Consider the following 24,725-nt stretch of genomic DNA (forward strand, 5'->3'; position numbering starts at 1 on the left):
AACCTTGCAGGTCACCGAAATCAAAAAGATGGAATTTCGTACTCTAGTTCCCATAGTGCCTCAGGAACCAAAAATTGGTTACTCTTCAAAAGTGCTGCTTTTGGGCTCTTGTTTTGTCGAAAATATTGGGAAGAAACTGGATTATTTTAACTTCCCAAACCTGCTCAATCCCTTTGGAATTTTATTTCATCCCGCAGCCATCCATAACTTCCTGAAAAGGGTAAAATCTCAACACACTTTTACAGAAGCCGACATTTTTTACCACAATGAAGCCTGGCACAGTTATGAAGCCCATTCCGATCTTAATTCGGTAGAAAAACAGGAGATCCTCAACAAGCTGAATGCTGCTGTGGAGGAAACAGCAGGCTTTCTACGGTCCACTACTCATGTTATCATTACACCAGGCACGGCCTGGGGCTACAGGCTTAAAGAATCTGGAGAAATGGTTGCTAATTGCCATAAGGTCCCGCAGTCAAACTTCAGCAAAGAAATAACAGAGGCTCAAAATGCCCTTTTTGAGACAGCAGCAATTGTGAAGGAAATGAATCCAAAAGCAAAGGTCATTTTTACGGTCTCTCCTGTGAGGCATTTAAAAGATGGGTTTGTGGAAAATCAGCTAAGCAAGGCCAAGTTGATCACAGCGATTCAGGAAATTGTTGCTTCTAAAGATCACTGTGCTTACTTTCCCTCCTATGAGATTATGATGGATGAACTTCGGGATTACCGTTTCTATGCAGAAGACATGGTACACCCAAATAAGGTGGCTATCGATTACATCTGGGAGAAATTTAAGGAGGCATGGATAGCTTTAGAAGCTTCCGAAGTAATGAAGAGAGTGGATACCATTAAAAAAGGGCTTTCACACCGGCCATTTAATGAAGCTTCCGAAGCACATCAAAAATTCCGCAGAGATCTTCAGCAAAAGATGGAAAAACTTGAAAAAGAATATCCTGAAATTAAATTTTGAAGTAAATCTTCACATTTTCTTCAAATAAACCCTTTTTCTAATTCGTATTTTTAGAACATGAAGAAATATTTTCTTGGTGCCCTTGTCGTGTTGATCATCTTTTTGACCTTTCGTTATTGTGAAAACCGGGATGCCGAACGCGACCGCCTGGAAGAGAGCACTGCGTTGATACAGCAGCAGATCAAAAATGTGGGGAAACTGGTAGTGACCGAAGGTACTTTTGCACAGGTCTACACCTACAAGGATACTGAAAAAAGGTTCTTTGATGTGCTCCCGGCGCGCAAAAGGGCGCTTATTATTGTCAATGCCAAGGCTACAGTTGCTTATGACCTGAGTAAACTACAAACCGAGGTGGATGTGGAGAATAAAACGGTGCATATCAAGTACATTCCCAAAGAGGAAATCAATATCTATCCAGATATTAAATATTACGACATCACCCAGGACTACCTCAATCAATTCACAGCGGCCGATTATAATAAGATCAAGACCCGGATAAATAAATCCATACGGGAAAAGGTGGAGAAATCTTCCCTAAAATCTAATGCAGAGAACCGGCTCATTAGCGAACTGCAAAAGATATATATCCTTACCAATACCCTTGGCTGGACCCTTACCTATAATGAACAGGAGTTTGGAACTTCCATGGAAGGAATGCAGGAACTTAAGCTGTAATTATCCTGTAACCAGTTCGGGTTTTACGAGCCCAATTCCATTATCAATTAAATGTGCTACTTCGGGTCTTCGATGTTTTACGTCTTCCAGATGCTCCAACACCTTTGAAGCCAGTTTCTCATCTTTACCGCTTGTCAATTCGAAGATCTCGACTGAAAGCAGCCAGTCTTTAGGATGATATTTTTTCACGAGATCAAAAGCAGCGTCCAATGAAAACTTTGTGTTTTCTCCCTGCCTGATATTTCTTACCGATTTATACAGGGATTCCAGTTCTTCGCGCTCAGGTGTTTTTTTGCTCTTGATGGTGGTGGAAGAAGGGGTGTGGGTGATAAGGTCAAAAGATTTTGCATCTGCAGGTCCTGCAAAAGCTGATATCACTTCTTTTCCTATCGCCATATCATAATTCCCCCATTCAGGTTTAAAAAGTACTTCGTCTTTCCAGGTGACGGTGCAGTTCTTTAAACTTATTAAGATCACCTTTCCCTGTAAATTCCTGGTTCCTGTGATGATCTCACCTTTGACTGTGATGCCGCCTTCAAATTCGAAATTCACCTGCTCTCCTTCATAAATGTCATAGGCGCGAAGGTCGCGGGGGCTCATATCTTCAATGGCGAGGTTTATACCTTTTAATCTTCCCACGGGAGATCCAAAACCATCGGGATGATTCTCTATGCCGTGGCCAACTAACTCTTTCTCTCTTGAAGCAAGGGCAGTTTCTCCCGTAGTTTGGAAATATACCGGCTTTCCGTTTTCTTCGATTACCCGGGTGAATTTTCCGGAAATCTGGATCCCGGTACTAAGTTCTATCGTACCTATGTTTTTTGAATGGATTAGCTTTTGTAAGCCTTCCAATCCGCCAACGCGGAGTGCCATTTTGTTGGCAAACTCTTCCAGGATAAGGCTTAGGTGGGCAAAATCTGGTGTCACATACAGCTGGGGCTGAGGTTTTGTAATATCAAATTCCTGTTGAGCTGCTTCTATGGTGTAAGGTATCTTTTTTACTTTATCGGTCATGCACCAGGTGCTCTCCCCAATGGAGGAAAGGAGGCCGGCCCCATAGATCCTCGGATTTTCGGGGGTTCCTATCAAACCGTATTCCACTGTCCACCAGTGTAGATTTCTTATTTGAGCCATTTCGCTTTGCTCCCGCTGGTCATTTTGTAGCTCCTCAACTCTTTTTTCGGCGGCTGCGATTTCTTCTTCGGGAGTATCTTCGGCTTCTTTAATGATAGAGAGGTGCCTTATAGCTTCGTAGATCTCGTAATCTTTTGCGCTGGAGATCGCCTTACAACCAATTTCTCCAAACCGGCGCAGGTATTCTGCATATTCGGGGTTGGCAATGATGGGTGCATGGCCTGCACCTTCATGGATAATATCGGGTGCCGGGGTATATTCTATATGTTCAAGTTGTCTTATGTCACTTGCAATCACCAAAACATTGAATGCCTGAAATTCCATAAATGCCGCAGGCGGTATAAAACCGTCAACCGCTACTGCAGCCCAGCCAATTTCCTTTAGGATCCTGTTCATCCCATACATGTTGGGGATGTGGTCAATGGAAATTCCCGTTTGTTTAAGTCCATCCAGATAGGAAGAGTGAGCAACCCTGCTAAGGTAATCCACATTCTTGCGCATTACGTATCTCCACACCGCCTGATTTATAGGAGTGTAGTCCTCGTAATTCTGAGGTTTTATGAATTGCTTCAGGTGTGCCGGAAGCCGGTCAATAATTTCGTTCGATTCAAATTTTTGTTCCATGATTGTATCAAAAATGACAGAAATTAAAGATACAAAAATATTGATGATGCAATATTTTGATTTTCAATGAAGTAAGCTTTGCAAAAACAAAAAAAGCCGCTACGGTTTTCACTATAGTGGCTTTTAAAAAGGGGGACTTCAGTATTAATTAAGAGAAGGAGGGTATTTTTCCAGAATTTCTTCTACAATCTCATTTATCCTCTCCTGTTTTCGATCAACTTTACTGGAAAGGGCTGCAGTACCCATTCCCTGCCACACTAATTCTTTCTTTTCTGCATCTACAAGGTCTATATAAAGAGTACCTTCGGTAGTGGAATTGATGGTGTTATGACCTGCACCCCAGTACCATGGATGCCAACCCCAACCATATCCATAGCCATAAGGATTGTTATAAATATTTATATTTTCTTTTGTCTTCGTGAAAATGCTCACCAGCATATCTGGATTATCAGATTTGGTAAAACCTTTTTCCTGCATTTCGTCATCTATGGCTCTTAAAATCCTCTTCTTGTCAAGATCAGAAATTTCTGCTTTGTCAATTCCAGGTTTAAAGAAGGCATAAGTTTGGTACTGTGCAAAATTGGCTTCTTTGTCGTAATCTGTCGCTACACGCACGCTATTACAAGAAGTCATAACCAGTACCATCAGAAGAAGTACCGAAGTAATTTTAATAGCTCTCATACTAATATGGTTTTAAGGTTAAGTGTCCAGGAGACTGTCATCGACCATGTTTGGAAGTGTAACCTTTAAACGCGGTTCTGTTTCCATAGCCCGTTTAATTGCAAAGATAGCTCCTTCATTACGAGCCCAGGATCTACGAGCGATCCCGTTGTTTACATCCCAGAATAACATAGCGTTGAGTCGCCTCTCCGACTCCTTATTACCCTCAAGAACCATACCGAACCCGCCGTTGATCACCTCTCCCCAGCCTACACCTCCGCCATTGTGAATACTCACCCAGGTGGCTCCTCTAAAGCTGTCGCCAATTACATTTTGAATGGCCATATCGGCCGTGAAGCGGGAACCGTCATAGATGTTGGAGGTTTCGCGATAAGGAGAATCTGTTCCCGACACGTCATGATGATCCCTTCCTAAAATCACTATTCCAATTTCCCCTTTTTCAATAGCCTTATTAAAAGCTTTTGCAATTTCGATGCGGCCCTGGGCATCGGCATAAAGTATGCGAGCCTGGGAGCCCACCACCAGTTTGTTGGCTCTTGCTCCTTCGATCCATTTAATATTGTCCTGCATTTGCTGCTGGATTTCATCAGGAGCCTCTTGTTTTAATTTCTTAAGCATCTCGCGGGCAATAGCATCGGTCCTTTCCAGGTCTTCCTCTTTTCCCGAAGCACACACCCAGCGGAATGGTCCAAATCCCAGATCAAAGCACATAGGGCCCATGATATCCTGCACGTAACTTGGATAAGCAAAATCCTTTTCTTCTCCGGCTGAAGTTCCACTTACAAAATTGCCTTTCCCGTCTCTGTATATCTTTGCGCCTGCTCTTGAAGCTTCAAGTAAAAAGGCGTTTCCATAATCAAAGAAATAAGTTCCCTTTTTTGTGTGGCAATTGATCGCATCAGTTTGTCTGCGAAGGCTTTCCCGCACTTTTTCTTTAAAGCGTTCGGGATCTTTGCTCATCATCTCATTGGCTTCTTCCAGGCTTAGACCTACGGGATAATAGCCACCCGCCCAGGGATTATGGAGAGAAGTCTGATCGCTGCCCAGATCAATTTGCACATTTTCTTCATCAAACTTTTCCCACACCTCTACCACATTACCCAGGTATGCAAAAGAGATTGTTTTTCCTGCCGCTTTTGCTTCTGTCACCTTTTGCACGAGTAAGTCGAGGTCTTCTACGACTTCATCGACCCATCCCTGGGAATGACGGGTTTCAACAGCTTTTGGATTTACCTCGGCGCACACCGTGATACAGCCGGCAATATTTCCTGCTTTGGGTTGGGCACCGCTCATTCCTCCAAGCCCCGAAGTCACAAATAAAGAACCCTCTCCCAAATTGCCTTTTTTGATACCTGTACCATCGGGGGAAGTGGAAGTTCGGGCTATCTTTCGTAATGCATTTAGCACAGTGATCGTGGTACCATGGACAATTCCCTGTGGCCCAATGTACATATAGCTTCCTGCCGTCATTTGGCCGTACTGCGTTACTCCCAGGGCATTAAATCTTTCCCAGTCGTCCTGTTTCGAATAGTTGGGGATCATCATTCCATTGGTGACCACTACGCGCGGGGCATCCTTATGGGAAGGAAAGAGGCCGAGCGGGTGGCCCGAGTTCATGACAAGTGTTTGCTCCCCGGTCATTTCGGCTAAATATTTCATCACCAGCCGGTACTGCGCCCAGTTTTGAAACACTGCCCCGTTTCCGCCGTAAGTGATCAATTCATGTGGATGCTGAGCTACTTTAGGATCCAGGTTGTTCTGGATCATGAGCATGATTCCTTTTGCCTGTTCACATTTTCCGGGATACTCAGAAATTGGACGCGCATACATCTCATAGTCTGGGCGCAGGCGGTACATATAGATCCTTCCGTAGGTTTCAAGTTCGTGACGAAATTCCGGAAGCAGCTCCTCGTGATGCTTTTTATCAAAATACCTAAGTGCGTTGCGCAAGGCCAGTTTCTTCTCTTCGGAAGAGAGAATATCCTTGCGTTTTGGCGCATGATTTACTGCGGAATCAAAATTTTTCGCAGTCGGTAAAGTGTTGGGAATACCTTCTAAAATGGCATTTTTGAAGTCCATATAGAATTATTTTTTCTGTTGATTGGTTTTCTTATTGAAGCCGTAGGGGCAGTGGCGACAGCCGCTTTCACAGCAGTATCCTCTTTTAAGGTGGTATTGTTCGGTAAAGCAGCGGTAGCCTTCTGGAGTAATATAGAAGTCCCCTTCCTCAAGCGGAATTTTTTTCTTTAAAAAACTCATATTACAAAAATAGCATTTTCTTATCTTGCCCTAATGTTTGTGGTGGTAAATAAATTTATTCTTGCCAAACAATTTGATGGCGTCGTCCTTTGGCCATTTATTGTAATAAAGCGAAAAGAGCTAAGGCGTAATTCAGTTTTTATGAATCACGAGCGAATACACCTCAAGCAACAGCTGGAGCTGCTTATCATATTCTTTTTTATCTGGTACTTTTTCGAATATTTTATTAGACTTATTAAGTACCGGGATTCCTATAAGGCCTATAACAGGATTTGTTTTGAACGGGAAGCCTATGCCAACGAAAAAAACCTTAAATACCTGGAGAAAAGATCATTCTGGGGATTTCGACATTACCTCTAAGTGGGTTGATATTTGGGACTAGAGATCCCTCAGATCTTCAAGCATAGTAGGAATAAGTTCACTTACCGTAGGATGTATGTGAATTGCATCTCTTATTACTTTGTAAGAAGCTCCTGCATACATCTGGTCGATGACCGTGTGGATGATCTCGTCTGCCCCGGTTCCCAAAAATGTTGCACCAAGTATCTTTTCGCTTTCTGCATCAATAAACACCTTCATCTTTCCTAATGTCTCCCCTTTCTCCTTTGCCCTGGCCACATGTTTCATAGGTATTTCTGCCACTTTCGCTTTTATACCCTTTTCCTTTATTTGTGTTTCATTCATTCCTACCCGGGCCAGTGGCGGGTCAATAAAGGCGGCATAGCAAACAAACCGGTCAGAAAGGGATCTTTTCCTTTCCTCAAAGAACTGGGAATTTACAATTTGAAAGTCGTTGTAGGCGGTGTGGGTGAAGGCTCCTTCTCCATTGCAGTCCCCCAGAGCCCAAATGTGGGGCACAGAAGTTTGTAGTTGATCATTTACCTTAATGTATCCGCGTTTATCCATTTGCACTCCCGTATGTTCCAGGCCCAGACCATCTGTATTAGGTACTCTTCCCACCGCCAGCAACAAATGGTTGGTTTGGATCTTTTTTGCTCCTTCTTCACAGTCATAGGATACTTCAATGCCTCTTTTTTCTGTGGTGGCTTTGATGCAGTCTGAATTTAGTAGCACCTTGATCCCGCTGGTCTCAAGGATCTCTGTTATAACTGCGGCAATATCTTCGTCTTCTTTTTTCATGAGCCTTGGTCCCCGCTCCAGTATGGTCACTTTACTTCCAAAGCGGCTAAACATCTGGCTAAATTCCAAACCAATATATCCTCCTCCCACAATGACCAGCTCTGCAGGCACCTCTTCAAGTTCAAGCATACTCCGGTTGGTTAAATAATTCACGTCTTTAAAATCTTTAGGGACGTTAGGCCTGGCGCCAACATTGATAAAGATCTTTTCTGCAGTAAGCTTTTCGCCGTTTACCTCAATTGTATTATTGTCCACAAAGACCGCTTTACCGCGAATAAGAATTATGTTTTCTTCATTCTCAAACTGCTTTTGCAGTCCGGCATGTGAATCGGAGATCAAATCATCCTTGCGGGCCCTGATCTTTTTAAGATCTACTTTTACTTCACCCTCGATACTTATCCCCAGATCCCGGCTATTCTTTGCCACAAATGCTCTTCTTGCAGCAGCGACATAAGCTTTGGTAGGAGTACATCCTGTATTCACGCAGGTGCCGCCCAGGTCATCTTTTTCAATGATCGCCGTTTTAAAACCATTTTTGGCGAGACTGGAAGCCAGGGGAGGTCCTGCCTGGCCTGTGCCTATAATTATTGCATCAAATGTTTTCATCTGTCTGTATTTCTTTTGCTCATCTTTGTTTCTTCTAAAGGAAATCGACTATAAAAGTTGGTTTCAGAAATTATAGATTCTTTTTGAGAAACTGGGCTTTCTTTCTTATAATTAGTTCTTAATATTTGAACCAGGATTATAAAAACCCGGATGCCGAAGATCACTCAGCGATAGAAAAGACTATTATCCCCTGCCAAATGAATAATACAGAAAATGTATTTTATGCACCTCCCAAGATCCCCAATCAGTTTATAGCTGAAGTCAATGGAGTTTCCATTTATCTAAAGAGGGAGGACCTTCTGCATCCCGAGGTTTCGGGTAATAAATTCCGCAAACTTAAATACAACCTGGCTGAAGCTGCCTCTCAAAAAAGGCAAATCCTGCTCACTTTTGGGGGCGCGTATTCCAATCATATTGCAGCCACCGCTGCTGCAGGGAAACTTGCGGGCTTTAAAACAATAGGGGTAATTAGGGGAGAAGAACTTGGGAATGACCTGGAAAAGACACTCCGCGAGAATGCTACGCTTAGGTTCGCTCATTCCTGCGGAATGCAGTTGCATTTTGTAAGCCGTAGTGACTACCGGGAAAAAGTTTCCGAAGAATTTTTAAAAGAGCTGCAGGAGAAATTTGGCGAGTTCTATCTTGTACCCGAAGGAGGCTCCAATGAACTGGCTGTAAAAGGCTGTGAGGAAATATTAACTCCTAAGGATGCTGAATTTGACGTTATTTGTTGTGCCATTGGGACTGGAGGAACCATCAGCGGATTAATAAATTCTTCTGAAGAGCATCAGCAAATCCTGGGCTTCCCCGCCCTAAAAGGGGACTTTCTTAAGCCGGAAATAGAGCGCTTCAGCAAAAAAAATAACTGGAAGATTATACCAGATTATCATTTTGGAGGTTATGCTAAAGTGGATGAAAAGCTCATTAACTTTATCAATAACTTCCGAAGGAAGTATGGGGTGCAATTAGATCCTGTTTACACAGGAAAACTTTTGTACGGTATCTTTGATCTCGCACAGACTGGATATTTTCTGAAAAATACTCGTATTTTAGCCATTCATACAGGCGGAATCCAGGGAATTCCCGGTATGAATAAGGTGTTAAAAATGAGAAATTTACCTCCAATTTTGACCTAGTATGAAAGTCACATTTAAAATTTTTACACTTATACTTCTCACTTTCACAGTTTCCTGTGGAACAAGTAAGAAAGCTTCCAAAGGGGGAGAGGTCACCAGTAAAGAACGTAGGACTAACGGGGAGAGACCGGTGGGAAGACTTCCTTCGCCCACTCCCGGGACCTACCAGGATAAGGTGGCAAGGTATATTGAACTTTATGCGCCCATGGCACAGGAGGAGATGGAGCTTTATAAAATTCCTGCCAGTATTACCCTTGCCCAGGGCATTTTGGAATCGGGTGCAGGGGAGGGGGAGTTAACCCGCAGGGCAAATAACCATTTTGGAATAAAATGCCATGGCTGGACCGGGGGGAAGGTATATCATGATGATGACCGGTCACAGGAATGTTTCAGGAAATATAAAGATCCCAAATATTCTTTTAGGGATCATTCCCTTTTCCTTGCCGAAAGAAAACGGTATGCTGCACTTTTTGAGCTTGACCCCTACGATTACAAAGGCTGGGCCCACGGGCTTAGAGCTGCAGGTTACGCGACAGACAGGCGGTACCCCGAGAAACTCATTAGCATTATTGAAAGATATCAACTCCATTTGTACGATGGCGATACTCCTGCGAGACAGGTGGTTGTTTATACAGAAACGACCACTTCGGGCAATTCTGGAGGCCGGGCTTATACCGTACAGCAGGGGGATACCTTATATTCTATTGCAAAAAGGCACAACCTAAGCGTTGAACAGTTACAAAAAATAAATAATCTTAAAGGCACTAATATTGGCATTGGCCAGACTCTTCTAGTGACTCCTTAAAACAATATTATGATCTACAAAAGAAGCAGCGAGTTGTTCACTGCAGCTAAAAAAGTTATACCCGGTGGGGTAAATTCCCCTGTTCGGGCATTTTCTGCCGTTGGCGGGGAACCAATTTTCATTAAAGAAGCCAAAGGAGCTTATATTTATGATGAGGACGGGAATAAGTATATTGATTATATCAACTCCTGGGGGCCTCTTATTTTAGGTCATGCCTTTGAACCGGTAGTTAATGCGGTGGTAGAAAAGGCGAGAAAGGGAACCTCTTTTGGAACCCCGACAGAACTGGAAACCACTATTGCCGAACTTGCTGTTTCCATGGTTCCGAATATCGACAAGATACGTATGGTAAATTCGGGTACCGAGGCTACCATGAGCGCCGTACGTCTTGCCCGCGGCTTTAAGGATCGTGATAAGATCATCAAGTTTGCAGGCTGCTATCATGGGCATAGTGATTCGTTTTTGATCCAGGCGGGCAGTGGGGCAGTGACTTTTGGAACGCCTAACAGTCCCGGGGTAACCAAAGGAACTGCTAAGGACACCTTGCTGGCCACTTTTAATGACCTCGAAAATGTGAAACAACTGCTGGAATCAAATAAAGGGGAAGTAGCCTGTATTATTCTTGAACCGGTTGCTGGAAATATGGGATGTATCCCCCCAAAAAAGGGATTTTTGGAAGGTCTTCGCCAGCTGTGTGATGAACATGATGTACTGCTTATTTTTGATGAGGTAATGACCGGTTTCCGTCTTGCAAAAGGTGGTGCACAGGAGCTTTACGGAGTTAACGCAGATATCGTTTGCTTCGGAAAGGTAATTGGCGGCGGACTACCCGTGGGAGCTTTTGCTGCCCGAAATGAGATTATGGATTATCTTGCGCCTGTAGGACCTGTTTACCAGGCAGGAACCCTTAGCGGAAATCCTCTGGCAATGGCTGCAGGCCTTGCAATGCTGCAGGCACTTAACAGCGATAATGAGATCTACGGGCGTTTAAAAGAGAAAACCGCTTACCTGCATAAAGGCATTAAAAATGTGCTTAACCGCAATGAGGTGGCACACACCATTAACAGGAAGGGATCAATGATCTCCATTCATTTTGGAGAAGAACCGGTAACCGATTTTGCCTCTGCAGCAAGATCTGCCGGGAACGGGAAATTCAATAAATTCTTTCACGGTTTACTTGATCACGGAATCTATATCGCACCAAGTGCTTTTGAAACCTGGTTCATTACAGATGCTTTGACTTATAAAGATCTTGATGCTACAATAGAAGCCGTGCACCAGGTGTCGAAGGAGTTGTAAGTTAAGAAATCAACCCTTTCAGGGTTCCAAAACCTGAAAGGGTTTTTAGTTATAATATTAAAATATACCGCACCTCCGGCGCTCTGTTGAGTCATTTAGACATTTCTATAAACATGTCGCTCCTCCGGAGCTTGATTAATTACAAATCAGCTCCGGAGGAGCGTAATTTTTATAGCAAGAATGGAAAGAGGGTAACAGGAGCTCCGGAGGAGCGTAATATTTATAGGTAGAATGTAAGTATAGTGAAAGGAGCTCCAGAGGAGCGGCATATAATTAGTTCATCCCTTTAGGCCCTGTCAAGAGGGAGACAACAAAAATTTATCAGGTTTTGAAATTCTAAAGTCTAAATTCTCAGATCTCAGATCTCAGATCTCAGATCTCACGTCTCAAATCTCACGTCTACCCATTCATCTCCAGCAGCTCCTCAACATAACAACGTTTGTTGGAAAGCCGCGGAATCTTATGCTGTCCTCCCAGTTTGTCTCTCTTTTTTAGCCAGTCGTAAAATAGCTTTTCCCTGGCAATATGGACCTTTGGTGAATTGAGGGTCATGTTATTGAAGCGCTTGGCTTCATAATCGCTATTGATGTTTTGCAAATGCCTGTCCAGGCATTCAACAAAAAATTTAAAATCGGCGGGAGGCGTCTTGAATTCAATGATCCATTCATGCGCTCCTTTTTCCCTGCCTTGCATGAAAACAGGTGCAGCGGTATAATCCACTATTTCGCAGTCGGTTTGTTGAGAAGCTTTTTTTAATGCTTCTTCGGCGTTCTCGATAATAAGTTCTTCCCCAAACACATTGATGTGATGTTTGGTCCTGCCCGTGATCTTAATGCGGTATGGATCCAGGGAGGTGAAGCGTACGGTATCTCCAATCTTGTAGCGCCATAGACCTGCATTTGTGGTAATAAGCACTGCATAGTTCTTATCTAATTCCACTTCAGAAAGGGGAATTACTTTTTCTTCAGGAGTACCAAAATTCTCCATCGGGATGAATTCATAGAAGACACCATAATCGAGCATTAGCAGTAACTCCTTGGAATCATTAGTGTCCTGAATGGCGAAAAATCCTTCCGAAGCATTATAGATCTCAAAATACCTAAAGTTGCTGGAGGGCAGAATTTTTTGATATTGATCCATATAAGGCGCAAAATTTACTCCGCCGTGAAAATAGACCTCAAGATTAGGCCATATCTCAAAAAGGTTTTGTCGACCCGAAGCCTCTAAAGCATTGTTGAGAAGAACCAGCATCCAGGATGGTACACCCGCAAGGCTGGTAACATTTTCATCAATGGTTTCATTGACTATCGCCGGCATTTTCACCTCCCAGTTGCTCATTAGGGAGATTTCGTTGCTGGGGGTACTACTGTATTCTGCCCAAAAAGGCATATTATCAATCAGTATAGCAGAAAGATCTCCAAACTGTGTTCCGTTGCTGCTATAGAGTTCCTTGCTGCCGCCCAACCTGAGGCTTTTACCACTAAATAACTGTGATTCCGGATTGTTGTTAAGGTACATGCACAGCATATCCTTACCTGCGGCGTAGTGGCATTTTTCCAGGGATTCATCACTAACCGGAATGAATTTGCTCTTTGCGTTAGTGGTGCCACTGGACTTTGCAAACCATTTGATGGGAGTGGGCCAAAAAATATTATTTTCGCCACGACGGCTGCGTTCTATTTGCGGCTCAAAATCTTCGTATTGTTGTAAAGGCACCCGTTGTGCAAAATCCTCGTAAGTCTTTATTGAAGCAAAATCATATTGCAGCCCAACTTCTGTGTTTTTTGCTTTTTGTATGAGTTTTTTAAGTAGCTCAAATTGCACTTCCTGGGGATATTTGATAAACAACTCCATTTGATGGATTCGCTTCTTGAGGAACCAGGAAGCCACAGAATGTACTAAAGGAATTGGCATTTTTTCTTTTTATCTTTGGGCGCTTCAAATCGGTGTGCAACCGGTTAAAATTAAAACTATTCTTACAGCTGACAAAAAATAAGGCTGCGATAAAATCTTCTTTTCTATGACTTATGAGGGTGTGCTTACTAAAATGAAAACTGAATTAGCAGAAACAGTTCAATATTACCTCATTTTTGAGCAGGATTTTCTCAATATGAACCAGGTGCTGGACAAGCGTTTGGCGATTAATTTCCTAAACTATGAGTGTACCAGTTGTCATAAGAAAAAGAAAATCTTTGCCAATGGGGTTTGTTATAACTGCTTTATGGAACTGCCCGAAATGGGGGAGTGGGTAATTAGGCCGGAACTAAGCAAAGCACATCTCGATGAGGAGGACAGGGACCTTGAATATGAAAAGGCAGCTCAATTGCAGCCACATGTGGTTTACCTGGCAAATTCCAGTAATGTGAAAGTGGGGGTGACCCGAAAAAGCCAGATCCCTACCCGTTGGATCGATCAGGGGGCGCACGAAGCCATAGAGGTGGTAGAGGTTCCCAATCGCTATCTTGCCGGGATCACAGAAGTTGCTCTTAAAGAACATCTTTCTGATAAAACCAACTGGCGCAGTATGCTCACTAACAATCTTAAAGATCTCGATTTGGCGGCCATTCGTGAAGACATGAAACAATATCTGCCTGCCGAAGTCCTGGATTACTACCTGCCCAATTCTAAAGAGCTCGAAATAAAGTTTCCGGTTATGAGCTATCCCACAAAATGCAAATCCCTTAACCTCGCTAAAATGCCATTTTACGAGGGGGTTTTAAAAGGGATAAAAGGGCAGTACCTTATTTTTGAAGACGGTATGGTCTTCAACGTGAGGAAACATGAGGGATATAATGTCTCTCTGTCTCTGTCTATAAAATAATTACTGGCTCTTTGTAGTATCTTTTTTCTTTTTGTTGCCGCCCAGAATTCCGCCCAGGATGTCTTTGGCGGTCTCTTTTATGGCGTCATTAGGATCCTTTTTAGCTAAAGAATCTTTTTGAGTGGTACTGCTGCCACTTATGGTATCTTTCTTTTGGCCCCCGCTAATAATGTCACTCAAAACATCCCGGCCCTTATCTTTGAGAGTTTCTTTTTGAGTAGCGAGAATTTGTTGCGTTAGGTTATTTACCGCTTGTTGTACGTTGAGGTTGATGTTTGGATTGCTAAAACTACCCGTAATATTTACCGGTAGGCCAACAGTCATATTCTCCTGGTCCTGAGCACTGAGACGGGAGAGGGTGCTGCCTATCTCGCTGCCTAAATATTGTGCTGGAACTTCCAGGGCTACATTGTAATTCATGTCCAAATCAAAACCATGAGCACCCGAGGCACGGCCTTTTATTCCTTTGATGTTAAAATCAAAGGGCTGCACTTCAACCTGGCCATTATTGAAGGTTAATCTTGTCTCCAGGTCCTTTAAGTTAAGGTTATTAAGGTCAATGAAAGTAAGGCTTTGATTCAGTTTTGCAAGCAGAGGAGTTTGCGCCGGGTTCACCCTTGCCCCCAGAACTTTTGCAAGTGCATTTCCCGCTAAAGTTTGTAGCTGCGGCGTAAGGTCATCATTTAAATTTCCTCTTAAATCAATATTTGTAGTGAGTTCTCCCTGTAACGCCTGAGCAATAGGTGCGAGATTCCTTAATAGCTCCATGTCTTTAAACGCACGTGCAATGTCAATGGACTGCAACTCTAGCTGCATGGCAAAATTCGGGATAAGATCCTTGGTGGAAACCAATCCGTTCAACAGGATGTTACCTGCAAAGATGTTGGAAGTAACATTAGACAGGCGGGCAGTTTCATCTACGATCCTTAAACTTCCACGGGTATTTTCCAGTACCAGGTTATCATACAGTACCCTATTTGCGGTAAAGTCAATATTGGCATCCAAAAATGACGGGATCTTGATCGCTTCATCGCCGGGGATTTCTGCAGTGGTTGACGGTTCATTATCTGCTCCTTCTACAGCAGTTTCCTTCACCATAAAATCATTCACCGAAAAAGTTTTGGAGGCAGCAGTAAAATTCCCCTTTAGCTTTTGATCTGTGAATAAATAACCCATCAGGTTCTGAATGGTTCCGGTAACAGCGAGATCTGTTTGTCCCGTGGTTAATACTGTGTTCTCCAGGCTAACGGTAGCCGGATTAAATCGCAGCTGCGCAGTAGAGAGTTTTATCTCATTCGGGATTTCGGGAGAGGTGTAGCTAAAATCCCTGATGATCGCAGTACCGCTGCTTTTTACATTTTGATACTGCTCCTTTTCAACAGATTCCATATCGAAGCTTGTTGTAAGATCGGCAGTGACAATACCATTCAGGTCCTGCTCGAGTTCAAGGGGATAGGCCCTGGTGATGTTTGCCAGGTTGATGGTTCCCTGTAGGGCCATATTCACCAGCATATTGCCGGTAAGGTTTTTAATGCTTCCGCTGGCGTTGAAAGCGTCCTGATCAATCCTGAAATTGAGACGATCAATGTTTACATAGGTATCCTCTGCAAGACCGGTGTCATTTTTTAGCACAGCAGCAATCGTAATATCTTCCACTGCTTTGGGGAGGTCGGGATATTTAAAGGCTGCATTGTTGGAAGCAATATTGATCTCCATCTTCGGAATATAAGTTTCGTCAACAATTCCGCGGATAAATCCATTTACTACAAAATCTCCTTTTGTTTCAACATTCTCAATGTTCTTAGAATATTCATCGGGCATTACTGCAAGGAAATTCTTAAAGGAGGAAGTGGGGGTCTTGAAAGTGAGATCCACTTCATTATCGTTTTCATTCACCTGAACGTAGCCGTCAAAGGTGAGGGGGAGCTGATTTATTAGCGCTTCATTTTCCAAAAAGGTATAACGCATATCTTCCAGGTCCATCTTAAAATCGGCATCAAGTTGTAGCTTGTTCCGTTTTAAATAATTCACACTGTCCATTTCAAAACTTACCAGGGCGGTTGAAAAAGTACTTAGCGTAGAAGTCTGGGCAGAGAAATCTCCCGTACCCTCGTGGTTAAGATCTTCCACTAGTAGTTTCATATTTTGTCCCTGATCAACATAGTCTACCCGGGAGTTATTGATCTCGTAATGCTCTACATCAAATTGAAAACCTCCACCATTTGAGGTGGTCGTAGAAACGGAATCCTGTATGGCAATGTCATAATTATTGTTCCCCAGGGAGTCCACTTTTACATTTAGAAAAGTGTTTTCTAATTTAAGAGCATCAATCTTCTTAGGTTCACCTCCGCTTTTGAAGAGTTCCCGAACCGACATCTGCAAAATAATCTCTTCACTCAGGGCAAGAGTATCATCTTCAAAAGGAGCATTATTTATGATCTTCAGGTTTTGAATGGCCAGGGTAGCATCGGGAAAATTCCTGAAGATGCTCAAATCTACATCTTCAAAGCTCACTGTCGCATTGACATTTTTGTTGATCGTATCCTGTACCAGGTCTTTCAGCTGCTTTTCAAATAAAAATGGAGTAAGAAAAAGCAGGAGAAGGATCACTCCCAGGATAATTCCGAATATTTTTAAAAATTTTTTCATCTTTTACTTTTATGGGATCATATTCTCCTCAAGTTCGTGCCTTATGCCCGAATTCCTCGAGGAGCCGTTTTTGTTCAAACTCTTTATAACAAAGTTAAGGGTATGTGCATTTGTTTTATTTAATTTGCTGTGAAATATCTTGATCCCGTCTTACTAAAAATTTCTTAAGATCTCTTGAACCCTTTAAAAACCGTTTATATAGCACTAGGAAGCAATGAGGGTGCCAGATTTAACTTTTTACAAAGGGCTGTTGAAGAAATTCAGCAAAAAACGGGAGATGTAAGAGCGGTTTCGGGGGTGTATGAAACCCCTGCCATGGGTTTTGAAGGTAAACCTTTCCTTAATTCCTGTATTGCTGTAGACAGCCGTTTTAAACCTCATAAGATCCTAAAGCAACTGCTGGAGATCGAGAAAAAAATGGGGCGGGAGAGAAAATCCGGCGACCGTTATCAAAACCGGCCAATAGATCTTGATATCCTGCTTGTGGAGGATGAGGTGATCACTTCTGAAGACCTCACAGTACCTCACCCCGAAATTCAAAACCGGAATTTTGTTTTGGCGCCTCTTGCCGATATTGCTTCGGAAGTAAAGCACCCTCACAAAAAGGTGAAAATTAAAGTCCTGCTGGAGTCTGTCGACAGAACAGAATTAAAGCTTATACCCGAAAAACTGAAGCTTCCGAAGAAATTTTCCTTTTCAGGATTCAATTATATTGCCGTGGAAGGGAATATAGGTGCCGGTAAGACCAGTTTTGCAACCATGGTTTCCCAGGATTTTAATGCCAAGCTTATCCTGGAAAGATTCAAGGACAATCCATTCCTTCCGAAGTTTTATGAGGATCAATCCCGCTACGCTTTTCCGCTGGAAATGTCATTTTTGGCTGATAGGTATCAGCAGCTTTCAGATGACCTTGCTCAATACGATCTTTTCAAGGATTTTGTGGTTTCCGATTACGATGTTTTTAAATCCCTCATTTTTGCAAAGATCACCCTTCATGAAGATGAATATTCGCTTTACCAGAAACTTTTTAACCTTATGTACAAGGAGCTGGTAAAACCCGATCTATATGTGTATTTCTATCAAAATACCGAAAGGTTGCTGGAAAACATCAAGAAGCGGGGCAGGGATTACGAACAGAATATTGAAGCCGATTATCTTGCAAATATCAACCGCAGCTACCTGTCTTTCATTAAATCCCAGCCCGGGCTCAATGTGAAGATCATTGATATTTCCAATCTGGATTTCGTGAAAAGAAGGGAAGATTATCTAAGCCTGTTGCAGGAAATTACCGGGTAAAAAAGATTAAAGACCGCTTCGCTGCAAGAACCAGGAGTCAAGACTTTATTTCTGGTAATTTTAATCATTTCCCCTAATAGCCTTGGTTCAAAAATTAATTTTCCGGATCTGTATCTAATTGACCAGTCAAAAAAATTCTCTAAGAAGAATGCTCAATTTTGGAAAATACATCCCAAAGGACGACTCCTGCACTCACGGCAATATTGAGGGAATGTTTGCTGCCCAGTTGCGGGATTTCCAGGACTCCGTCGCTGGCAGTAACTACCTTTTGCTGCACTCCCTTTACTTCGTTCCCGAAAACCAGGGCGTACTTTTGCCCTTTTTGAGGGGTAAAAGTATCGAGCAAAGTTGAATCTTCGGCTTGTTCTACCGAATAAACCCGAACGTCTTCCTGTTGAAGGTCCTTCACCAGCTCCAGGACATCTTCCTTATATTCCCAGGCCACAGTATCTGTCGCTCCCAAAGCCGTTTTTTGAATATCTTTATGAGGCGGAGTGGCTGTTATCCCGCAGAGGTAGATCTTTTCTATCAAAAATGCATCTGAGGTGCGAAATATTGAACCCACGTTATTAAGGCTGCGTACATTGTCTAAAATGACAATAAGCGGCGTCTTTTCGGCTGACTTAAATTCTTCAGTAGATTTTCTTACGAGTTCGCTGTTTTTCAGCTTTCGATTTTCCATAGCGGCAAAATTATGAAAACAGAACATCTTTTCTGTGGAAATCATGTAGTCCTTTACAATCCACATTCCGCATAATTGGTACTTTATTGTTGAAAAAGGTGCATCTTTGCTTCATTTTTATATATATTTTTAATGTATTCGCTATTTAAATGAAAGTGTATCATTTTTTAATCTGTTTTTTTCTGTTTTTTGGTAATTCGGTAATTGTCGCTCAGGAGAAATTTGAACCTGCTTATGTTGTTGATCTTAAAATGGATACAATCAAGGGTTTTATTAAGGAGGAAACTGATGCCCAGCTCGCTAAAAGGATAAGCTTTAAAAAAAACCTGGAGGCTTCAGCAAAACAATATACTGCAAATGAACTTCTCGGTTTTGGTTTTGATAGTGGGAGGATCTTTAAAAGGCATAGAATTTACGCAGCAGGTAACGAGAGGTATATTTTTGCAAAAAGAATTTTAAAGGGAAAGACAGATCTTTTTGTATGGAGGAAAAAAGGTAAAGCAAAACCTGACTTTTTTGTTACTAATACTCAAATTAACAAGACGGTTCATCTTAATGCCCCATCTAAAAAGGTAATCACTTCTGAAGAGGGAAAGAAATACTCTGTTAAAAATAAGCAATACCTGGAGCTGCTTAATCAAATTAAAACTGATCTTAAAGATCAGGAACAAAAAGAGATCAGGTACAACGAAAATAAAATATATAAAGATCTTCGAAATTATAATTTACAATTTTCGGAAAAGTATCCGGTTTCAGACTATGAAGAAAGCCAGGTGAACAGTTATGAGGTAACATTTGGAATGATGCCCAAAGATTTAGCAGGTGAAACTCATTTTAGAGTCGCAGTTTACAGGGATAAACTAAGAGTAGAGAGATCAACCAACTGGAGTTACATAAGAGGCTTTTCTTATAGGTATTGGGAGAATGATAATGAAAAAAATAGGGAAAGGCTCAGTACAGGGACCTCTAGTTACCGATGGCAGTCATTAAGTCTTATTCCCATTGGTATAAAGTATCAGTCTAATAAAGGAATATTTAGACCATATTCTTATGTAGGGTTGGGAGTTGGATTTTTATTAAGGACAGATCATGTAGTCGAAAATTATGAAATAACAGGAGTCACAAAATCCTTCTATCCCTTTCCTACCATCCATGTTGGAGCCGGGATAAAAGCTAAACTGGGTAAAGATTTTTTACTTTTCGAGGTTACCCCTTCATTTGATGGGGTCTTTTTAAATGTTGGATACTCCTTTTAGTCTGAATTAATTTTAGGCCTAACTCTTACCTTGTCTATCTAAGGGAATCCAGGGCAGGAGTTCTCATATAAATTTTTGATACTTAAGAGTAAATTTGGAAATTCCTATAAATATGTAGAAAACCCCATGTGCTTAAGAAAAAAATAATCGGGAAAGTTACAATTAATGTGTTTGACAGGTTGTGGATAAAAGTTTGAAAATGAGAGAGGGGAAGATTATCTTTAAATTGAGAGAATCCATATTTTAGCCCTCAGCAAAAAATCAAGCATAGTGTCAGGAAAATCAGAGAAGAAGGTGACCCCTTTAATGCAGCAGTATAACAGCATCAAGAAGAAATATCCCGATGCGATGTTGCTGTTTAGGGTAGGCGATTTTTATGAAACTTTCGGGGAAGATGCCGTAAAAGCTGCACGTATTTTAAATATTGTGCTTACCAATCGCAATAATGGCAGTGAACGTAGTGAATTGGCTGGTTTTCCACATCATTCTTTGAACACTTATTTACCTAAACTGGTAAAGGCAGGTGAGCGGGTGGCAATTTGTGACCAGCTGGAAGATCCAAAACTCACGAAAAAGATCGTAAAACGCGGGGTGACCGAGCTAGTGACTCCCGGGGTATCTATGAATGATGAGGTGCTCCAAAGCAAGACGAACAATTTCTTATGCGCAGTTCACTTCGGAAAGAGATCATTGGGAATATCTTTTCTGGATGTTTCGACGGGAGAATTTTTAACCGCCGAAGGCTCTGTGGAATATATTGATAAGCTCCTGCAAAATTTTAGTCCCAGCGAGGTGCTGGTTCCAAAGCAGAAGAAAAAGGATTTCTATAACAGTTTTGGGCAGGACCACCATGTTTTCTTCCTGGAAGACTGGGTCTTTAAACTGGATTATGCTTACGAGAACCTGAACACACATTTTAAAACGAAGTCCTTAAAAGGTTTTGGAGTAGAGCACCTGGAAGAGGGAATAATTGCGGCAGGTTCGGTTCTTTACTACCTGGGAGAAACACAACATCACCGCCTGCAGCATATTACCGGGATTACCCGTATTGCCGAGGAAGAGTATGTATGGATGGACAGGTTTACTATTCGTAACCTGGAGCTGTACACTTCAAACGCACAAAATGCCGTAACGCTTCTTGATGTCATTGATAGTACTATTTCCCCAATGGGAGGAAGGATGCTGAAGCGTTGGCTTGCTTTACCTCTTAAAAATGCAGAAAAAATAAAGAAGCGTCACAAGGTGGTCGCTTACCTTGTTGATCAACCCGAAATACTTCAGAAGACCAGAAATCATATTAAAAAAATCAGCGACCTGGAAAGGTTGATCTCCAAGGTGGCTACTGGCAAGGTTTGCCCACGGGAGGTGATCCAGCTAAAGAATTCCCTGGAAGCAGTGATACCGGTCAAGGCACTTGCAACTTCTTCCGGCGAAGAGGCTCTAAAGGTGATGGGGGAGAACCTGCAAAGTTGCGATCTGCTTCGGAATAAAATAAAAGAAACCCTTTACGAAGATGCACCTGTAAATATTCAGAAGGGAAATACTGTTGCCGAAGGATTTTCATCTGAACTCGATGAACTGCGAAAAATAGCATTTTCGGGTAAGGATTATCTAGATAAGCTCCTGGAGCGGGAGAGTGCTGCCACGGGGATCACCTCCCTCAAAATTGGGAGTAATAATGTCTTTGGATATTATATAGAAGTACGTAATGCGCATAAAACTAAGGTGCCGGAGGACTGGGTGAGGAAACAAACCCTTGTGAATGCAGAAAGATATATCACCGAAGAACTTAAGGAATACGAGGCAAAAATCCTTGGAGCCGAAGAAAAGATCCTGCAACTTGAACAGGAAATATTTGCCAGTCTTGTGACATGGATTGGAGATTACATTCAGCCGGTGCAGCAAAATGCTTTTATAATAGGGCAGCTCGATTGCTTATGTTCCTTTGCCCAACAAGCCAAAATAGAAAATTACTGCCAACCGGAAATTGACGATTCGTTTGAACTCGAAATAACTAATGGCCGTCATCCTGTAATTGAAAAGCAATTGCCACTTTCTGAAGCCTATGTTGCCAATGATCTTTACCTGGACAGGGAAACCCAGCAAATTATCATGATCACCGGGCCCAACATGAGTGGTAAGTCTGCAATTCTTAGACAAACGGCACTCATTGTGCTTATGGCTCAGATGGGAAGTTTCGTACCTGCTGAAGCAGTTAGGATTGGGCTGGTAGACAAGATCTTTACAAGGGTAGGTGCAAGTGATAATATCTCCATGGGAGAATCCACTTTTATGGTGGAAATGAATGAAACTGCAAGCATCCTTAACAACCTTTCAGAAAGAAGCCTTGTGCTGCTGGATGAAATAGGACGGGGAACCAGCACCTACGATGGTATTTCTATTGCATGGGCCATCACAGAATACCTTCATGAGCACCCTGCCAAAGCAAAAACCCTCTTTGCAACCCATTACCATGAGTTAAACGATATGGGGGAGACGTTTGGGCGTATCAAGAACTATAATGTTTCGGTAAAGGAGCTTAAGGATAATGTGCTGTTCCTAAGAAAGCTGGTGCCCGGAGGCAGTGAGCACAGTTTCGGGATACATGTTGCGCGAATGGCAGGTATGCCTCAACAGGTTTTGAGAAGAGCAAATAAGATCCTGAAGAAGCTCGAAGATTCCCACGGGATGAAGGAAAAATCGGGTGCCTTAAAGAAGTCGGCCGAAGACGATATGCAGCTCAGCTTTTTTAATCTCGATGATCCTATCCTGGAAGAACTTAAAGAAGAAATACTGCATACAGATATCAATACCCTTACTCCTGTGGAAGCTTTGATGAAGCTCAATGAGATCAAACGAATGCTTACCAGCAGGCAACAGGCAGGGGTATAGGGGATTACCGGCAGACTAATAAAAGACGGGGTTTTTTGAAAAAAAATCTTTGCCAGTTTCAGAAATGTATTAAATTTGCACCGCAATACTCCTCACAAAAGGAGAAGTTCTTTAAAAACGCGAAAATAGCTCTCCCGATAGCTATCGGGAGGTAGAGCGCCACCAAGGCTCTCTATTTTTAATGTTCTTTAAAATGCGAAAATAGCTCAGTTGGTAGAGCGCCACCTTGCCAAGGTGGAGGTCGCGGGTTCGAATCCCGTTTTTCGCTCTTAAATGGAGAAGCCCGGGCAGACCGGGTTTGTTTTTTAAACTTAATATTAAAAAGCCACTCTTCATTTTAAAGTTCCACGCTCGGATGGTGGAATTGGTAGACACGTTGGACTTAAAATCCAATGGGAAGAAATTCCCGTGCGGGTTCAAGTCCCGCTCCGAGTACAGAAACCCTTGTTAATCTCCTGATTTTCAAGGGTTTTTTTGTTTAAGGATGGCTGAATTTCCCCCGTATTTTTCTTTAATCTTCGAATTTCATTTGATTTTTCATTATCAAGGCTAATTTTATCCACTTTTGAATTCAGTTATTTTCAAAGTTTGATATAAAGCTCTTGTGTCTCAAACTGACTTTGAAGTAATTTCTCTCTCTTGAACCCCCACCTCAGTTAGTAAAGAGTCATATTCTCCTTTTCACGCCCCTTCACAGGTTTTTATAAAGAATCATTACCTTTATCAAGATGTCCCCATTCCCAATGAAGAAAAGATACTGGATTCCTGCTGTTGTTCTCCTCATCCTTATAATCACCTATTTTTTAGGTCCTAAACCGCCTAATCCAGACTACGGGAAAGAACTGCCAGATGTTCCTAATGATCTGGAACAGCTGGGAGCCTATATCCAAAAAAGGGAAAAACAGCTTCCTCTCAGGGAGGATAATCAGGCGCGGATACTTTGGCAGCAAAACGAGCCGCAGGTCACAGAATATAGTGTGGTTTACCTGCATGGATTTGGTGGAAGTTACCGGGATGGATATCCTGTTAATGTTAAGATAGCCGACACTCTAGGAGCCAATCTCTACCTTGCCCGCTGGGCAGGACACGGCATGGTTGCCGGCGAAGCTCTGGAGGAATTTTCTCCGGGAGCTGCCTGGGAATCGGCTAAGGAAGCCCTGGTAGTAGGTGAAAAAATTGATAAAAAGGTGATCATTATGAGCACCTCCACGGGTGGTACGCTCGCCTTTAAGTTAGCTGCTACTTATCCCGATAAAGTGCATGCGCTTATTAACTTATCGCCATACATAGAAGATGAGACAGATGGAGCTTTTCTATTGAACTCACCTTGGGGCTATGAACTAGCGAGCCTTGTTTCTTTTGGAGACCATATGAAGGTGGAACATGAAAAAGAAATTGCCGCGCAATACTTCGATACTATCTATCCTTCCCGGGCCCTGGTGGACCTGCAGGTTTTACTGGGGACGCTTATTTCTGAAGACACTTTCCGGAAGGTGACTTCTCCCGTCCTCACCCTTTATTATTACGAGAATTTTCTTGAAGAGGATGATCATGTTGAGGTAGAAGTTTATCCTGAAGTCCATGCATTACTGGCTACCCCCGATTCTCTAAAGAAGCTGGTGAGACTGGTGGAGCCGAAAAATCATTTTTTAGGAAGTGAAATAAAATCTGAAAATACTCATGTGGTTACAAAGGAAATCGTAGAGTTCTTAAGGGAAACCCTGAAACTGGAAATTAATTCTGATTCCGCAGAAATAAGAGATTTGGAGGTAGATGAACAGGCGAATGATAATTGATCATTCA

19 protein-coding genes and 2 tRNA genes are annotated in these 24,725 nt (G+C 42.4%); 13 read left to right on the forward strand and 8 right to left on the reverse strand.

What is annotated here, in order from left to right; all coding sequences use genetic code 11:
* The first annotated feature begins 28 nt into the window (after nt 1-28).
* Together LA313_RS08750 and LA313_RS08755 are read left to right on the forward strand one after the other, a co-directional pair.
* Nucleotides 29-967, forward strand: coding sequence for a GSCFA domain-containing protein (locus LA313_RS08750; RefSeq protein ID WP_228914304.1), 939 nt, complete (start codon nt 29-31; stop codon nt 965-967).
* Between the two features lie 57 nt (nt 968-1,024).
* Nucleotides 1,025-1,642 (forward strand): DUF4230 domain-containing protein, encoded by a 618-nt coding sequence (locus LA313_RS08755; protein ID WP_228914305.1) that lies wholly within the window; start codon nt 1,025-1,027, stop codon nt 1,640-1,642.
* Here LA313_RS08755 and LA313_RS08760 read toward each other — a convergent pair whose 3' ends face one another.
* The 4 genes from LA313_RS08760 to LA313_RS08775 all read right to left on the reverse strand — a co-directional run bounded on the left by LA313_RS08760 (nt 1,643) and on the right by LA313_RS08775 (nt 6,340).
* Complete coding sequence (locus tag LA313_RS08760) at nt 1,643-3,400, reverse strand: aromatic amino acid hydroxylase (protein WP_228914306.1); 1,758 nt, start codon at nt 3,398-3,400, stop codon at nt 1,643-1,645.
* Between the two features lie 144 nt (nt 3,401-3,544).
* Nucleotides 3,545-4,081 carry a DUF4136 domain-containing protein gene (locus LA313_RS08765; protein ID WP_228914307.1) on the reverse strand — a complete coding sequence of 179 codons (537 nt, stop codon included), beginning with the start codon at nt 4,079-4,081 and terminating at the stop codon, nt 3,545-3,547.
* Between the two features lie 18 nt (nt 4,082-4,099).
* Nucleotides 4,100-6,160 (reverse strand): urocanate hydratase, encoded by a 2,061-nt coding sequence (locus LA313_RS08770; RefSeq protein WP_228914308.1) that lies wholly within the window; start codon nt 6,158-6,160, stop codon nt 4,100-4,102.
* 6 nt (nt 6,161-6,166) lie between these two features.
* Complete coding sequence (locus LA313_RS08775) at nt 6,167-6,340, reverse strand: DUF5522 domain-containing protein (protein ID WP_169578534.1); 174 nt, start codon at nt 6,338-6,340, stop codon at nt 6,167-6,169.
* Between the two features lie 141 nt (nt 6,341-6,481).
* Between LA313_RS08775 and LA313_RS08780 the strand changes: the two genes are divergently transcribed.
* Nucleotides 6,482-6,700: a hypothetical protein gene (locus LA313_RS08780; protein ID WP_326493539.1), complete on the forward strand. Its 219-nt coding sequence runs from the start codon at nt 6,482-6,484 to the stop codon at nt 6,698-6,700.
* Nucleotides 6,701-6,718: 18 nt separating this feature from the next.
* Here the strand turns inward: LA313_RS08780 and LA313_RS08785 are convergent, their stop codons facing one another.
* Nucleotides 6,719-8,086: an FAD-containing oxidoreductase gene (locus tag LA313_RS08785; RefSeq protein ID WP_228914310.1), complete on the reverse strand. Its 1,368-nt coding sequence runs from the start codon at nt 8,084-8,086 to the stop codon at nt 6,719-6,721.
* A gap of 197 nt (nt 8,087-8,283) precedes the next feature.
* Between LA313_RS08785 and LA313_RS08790 the strand changes: the two genes are divergently transcribed.
* The 3 genes from LA313_RS08790 to hemL are packed head-to-tail and all read left to right on the forward strand — an operon-like array spanning nt 8,284 to nt 11,326.
* On the forward strand, nt 8,284-9,222 hold the full coding sequence (locus LA313_RS08790) for a 1-aminocyclopropane-1-carboxylate deaminase/D-cysteine desulfhydrase (protein ID WP_228914311.1): 939 nt from the start codon (nt 8,284-8,286) through the stop codon (nt 9,220-9,222).
* A gap of 1 nt (nt 9,223) precedes the next feature.
* On the forward strand, nt 9,224-10,027 hold the full coding sequence (locus LA313_RS08795; protein WP_228914312.1) for a glucosaminidase domain-containing protein: 804 nt from the start codon (nt 9,224-9,226) through the stop codon (nt 10,025-10,027).
* A 9-nt stretch (nt 10,028-10,036) separates the two neighbouring features.
* Complete coding sequence (hemL, locus tag LA313_RS08800) at nt 10,037-11,326, forward strand: glutamate-1-semialdehyde 2,1-aminomutase (protein WP_228914313.1); 1,290 nt, start codon at nt 10,037-10,039, stop codon at nt 11,324-11,326.
* A gap of 399 nt (nt 11,327-11,725) precedes the next feature.
* Here the strand turns inward: hemL and LA313_RS08805 are convergent, their stop codons facing one another.
* Nucleotides 11,726-13,240 carry a GH3 auxin-responsive promoter family protein gene (locus LA313_RS08805; protein ID WP_228914314.1) on the reverse strand — a complete coding sequence of 505 codons (1,515 nt, stop codon included), beginning with the start codon at nt 13,238-13,240 and terminating at the stop codon, nt 11,726-11,728.
* A gap of 106 nt (nt 13,241-13,346) precedes the next feature.
* Between LA313_RS08805 and LA313_RS08810 the strand changes: the two genes are divergently transcribed.
* A complete protein-coding gene (locus tag LA313_RS08810) occupies nt 13,347-14,147 on the forward strand; it encodes a DUF2797 domain-containing protein (RefSeq protein WP_228914315.1) in 801 nt (266 codons plus the stop codon).
* On the opposite strand, the gene LA313_RS08815 is transcribed toward LA313_RS08810, so the two are convergent.
* A complete protein-coding gene (locus tag LA313_RS08815; RefSeq protein WP_228914316.1) occupies nt 14,148-16,796 on the reverse strand; it encodes an AsmA-like C-terminal region-containing protein in 2,649 nt (882 codons plus the stop codon). It lies immediately after the preceding gene.
* 174 nt (nt 16,797-16,970) lie between these two features.
* Here LA313_RS08815 and folK point away from each other — a divergent pair, with 174 nt between their 5' ends.
* On the forward strand, nt 16,971-18,092 hold the full coding sequence (gene folK / locus LA313_RS08820; RefSeq protein WP_228914317.1) for a 2-amino-4-hydroxy-6-hydroxymethyldihydropteridine diphosphokinase: 1,122 nt from the start codon (nt 16,971-16,973) through the stop codon (nt 18,090-18,092).
* Between the two features lie 139 nt (nt 18,093-18,231).
* On the opposite strand, the gene LA313_RS08825 is transcribed toward folK, so the two are convergent.
* Nucleotides 18,232-18,774: an RNA methyltransferase gene (locus LA313_RS08825; RefSeq protein WP_228914318.1), complete on the reverse strand. Its 543-nt coding sequence runs from the start codon at nt 18,772-18,774 to the stop codon at nt 18,232-18,234.
* A gap of 251 nt (nt 18,775-19,025) precedes the next feature.
* On the opposite strand from LA313_RS08825, the gene LA313_RS08830 reads away from it, so the two are divergent.
* From LA313_RS08830 to LA313_RS08850, 5 genes are all read left to right on the forward strand, one after another.
* Nucleotides 19,026-20,030, forward strand: coding sequence for a hypothetical protein (locus LA313_RS08830; protein WP_228914319.1), 1,005 nt, complete (start codon nt 19,026-19,028; stop codon nt 20,028-20,030).
* Between the two features lie 306 nt (nt 20,031-20,336).
* Complete coding sequence (mutS, locus tag LA313_RS08835) at nt 20,337-22,922, forward strand: DNA mismatch repair protein MutS (RefSeq protein WP_228914455.1); 2,586 nt, start codon at nt 20,337-20,339, stop codon at nt 22,920-22,922.
* A gap of 195 nt (nt 22,923-23,117) precedes the next feature.
* Nucleotides 23,118-23,190 (forward strand) — tRNA-Gly (locus tag LA313_RS08840).
* 81 nt (nt 23,191-23,271) lie between these two features.
* Nucleotides 23,272-23,357: transfer RNA gene (locus LA313_RS08845), tRNA-Leu, on the forward strand.
* A 308-nt stretch (nt 23,358-23,665) separates the two neighbouring features.
* Nucleotides 23,666-24,718 (forward strand): alpha/beta hydrolase, encoded by a 1,053-nt coding sequence (locus tag LA313_RS08850; protein ID WP_228914320.1) that lies wholly within the window; start codon nt 23,666-23,668, stop codon nt 24,716-24,718.
* The last annotated feature ends 7 nt before the right edge of the window (nt 24,719-24,725 follow it).

Origin of the sequence: Salinimicrobium sediminilitoris, assembly GCF_020866905.1 — a bacterium.
GTDB lineage: Bacteria > Bacteroidota > Bacteroidia > Flavobacteriales > Flavobacteriaceae > Salinimicrobium > Salinimicrobium sediminilitoris.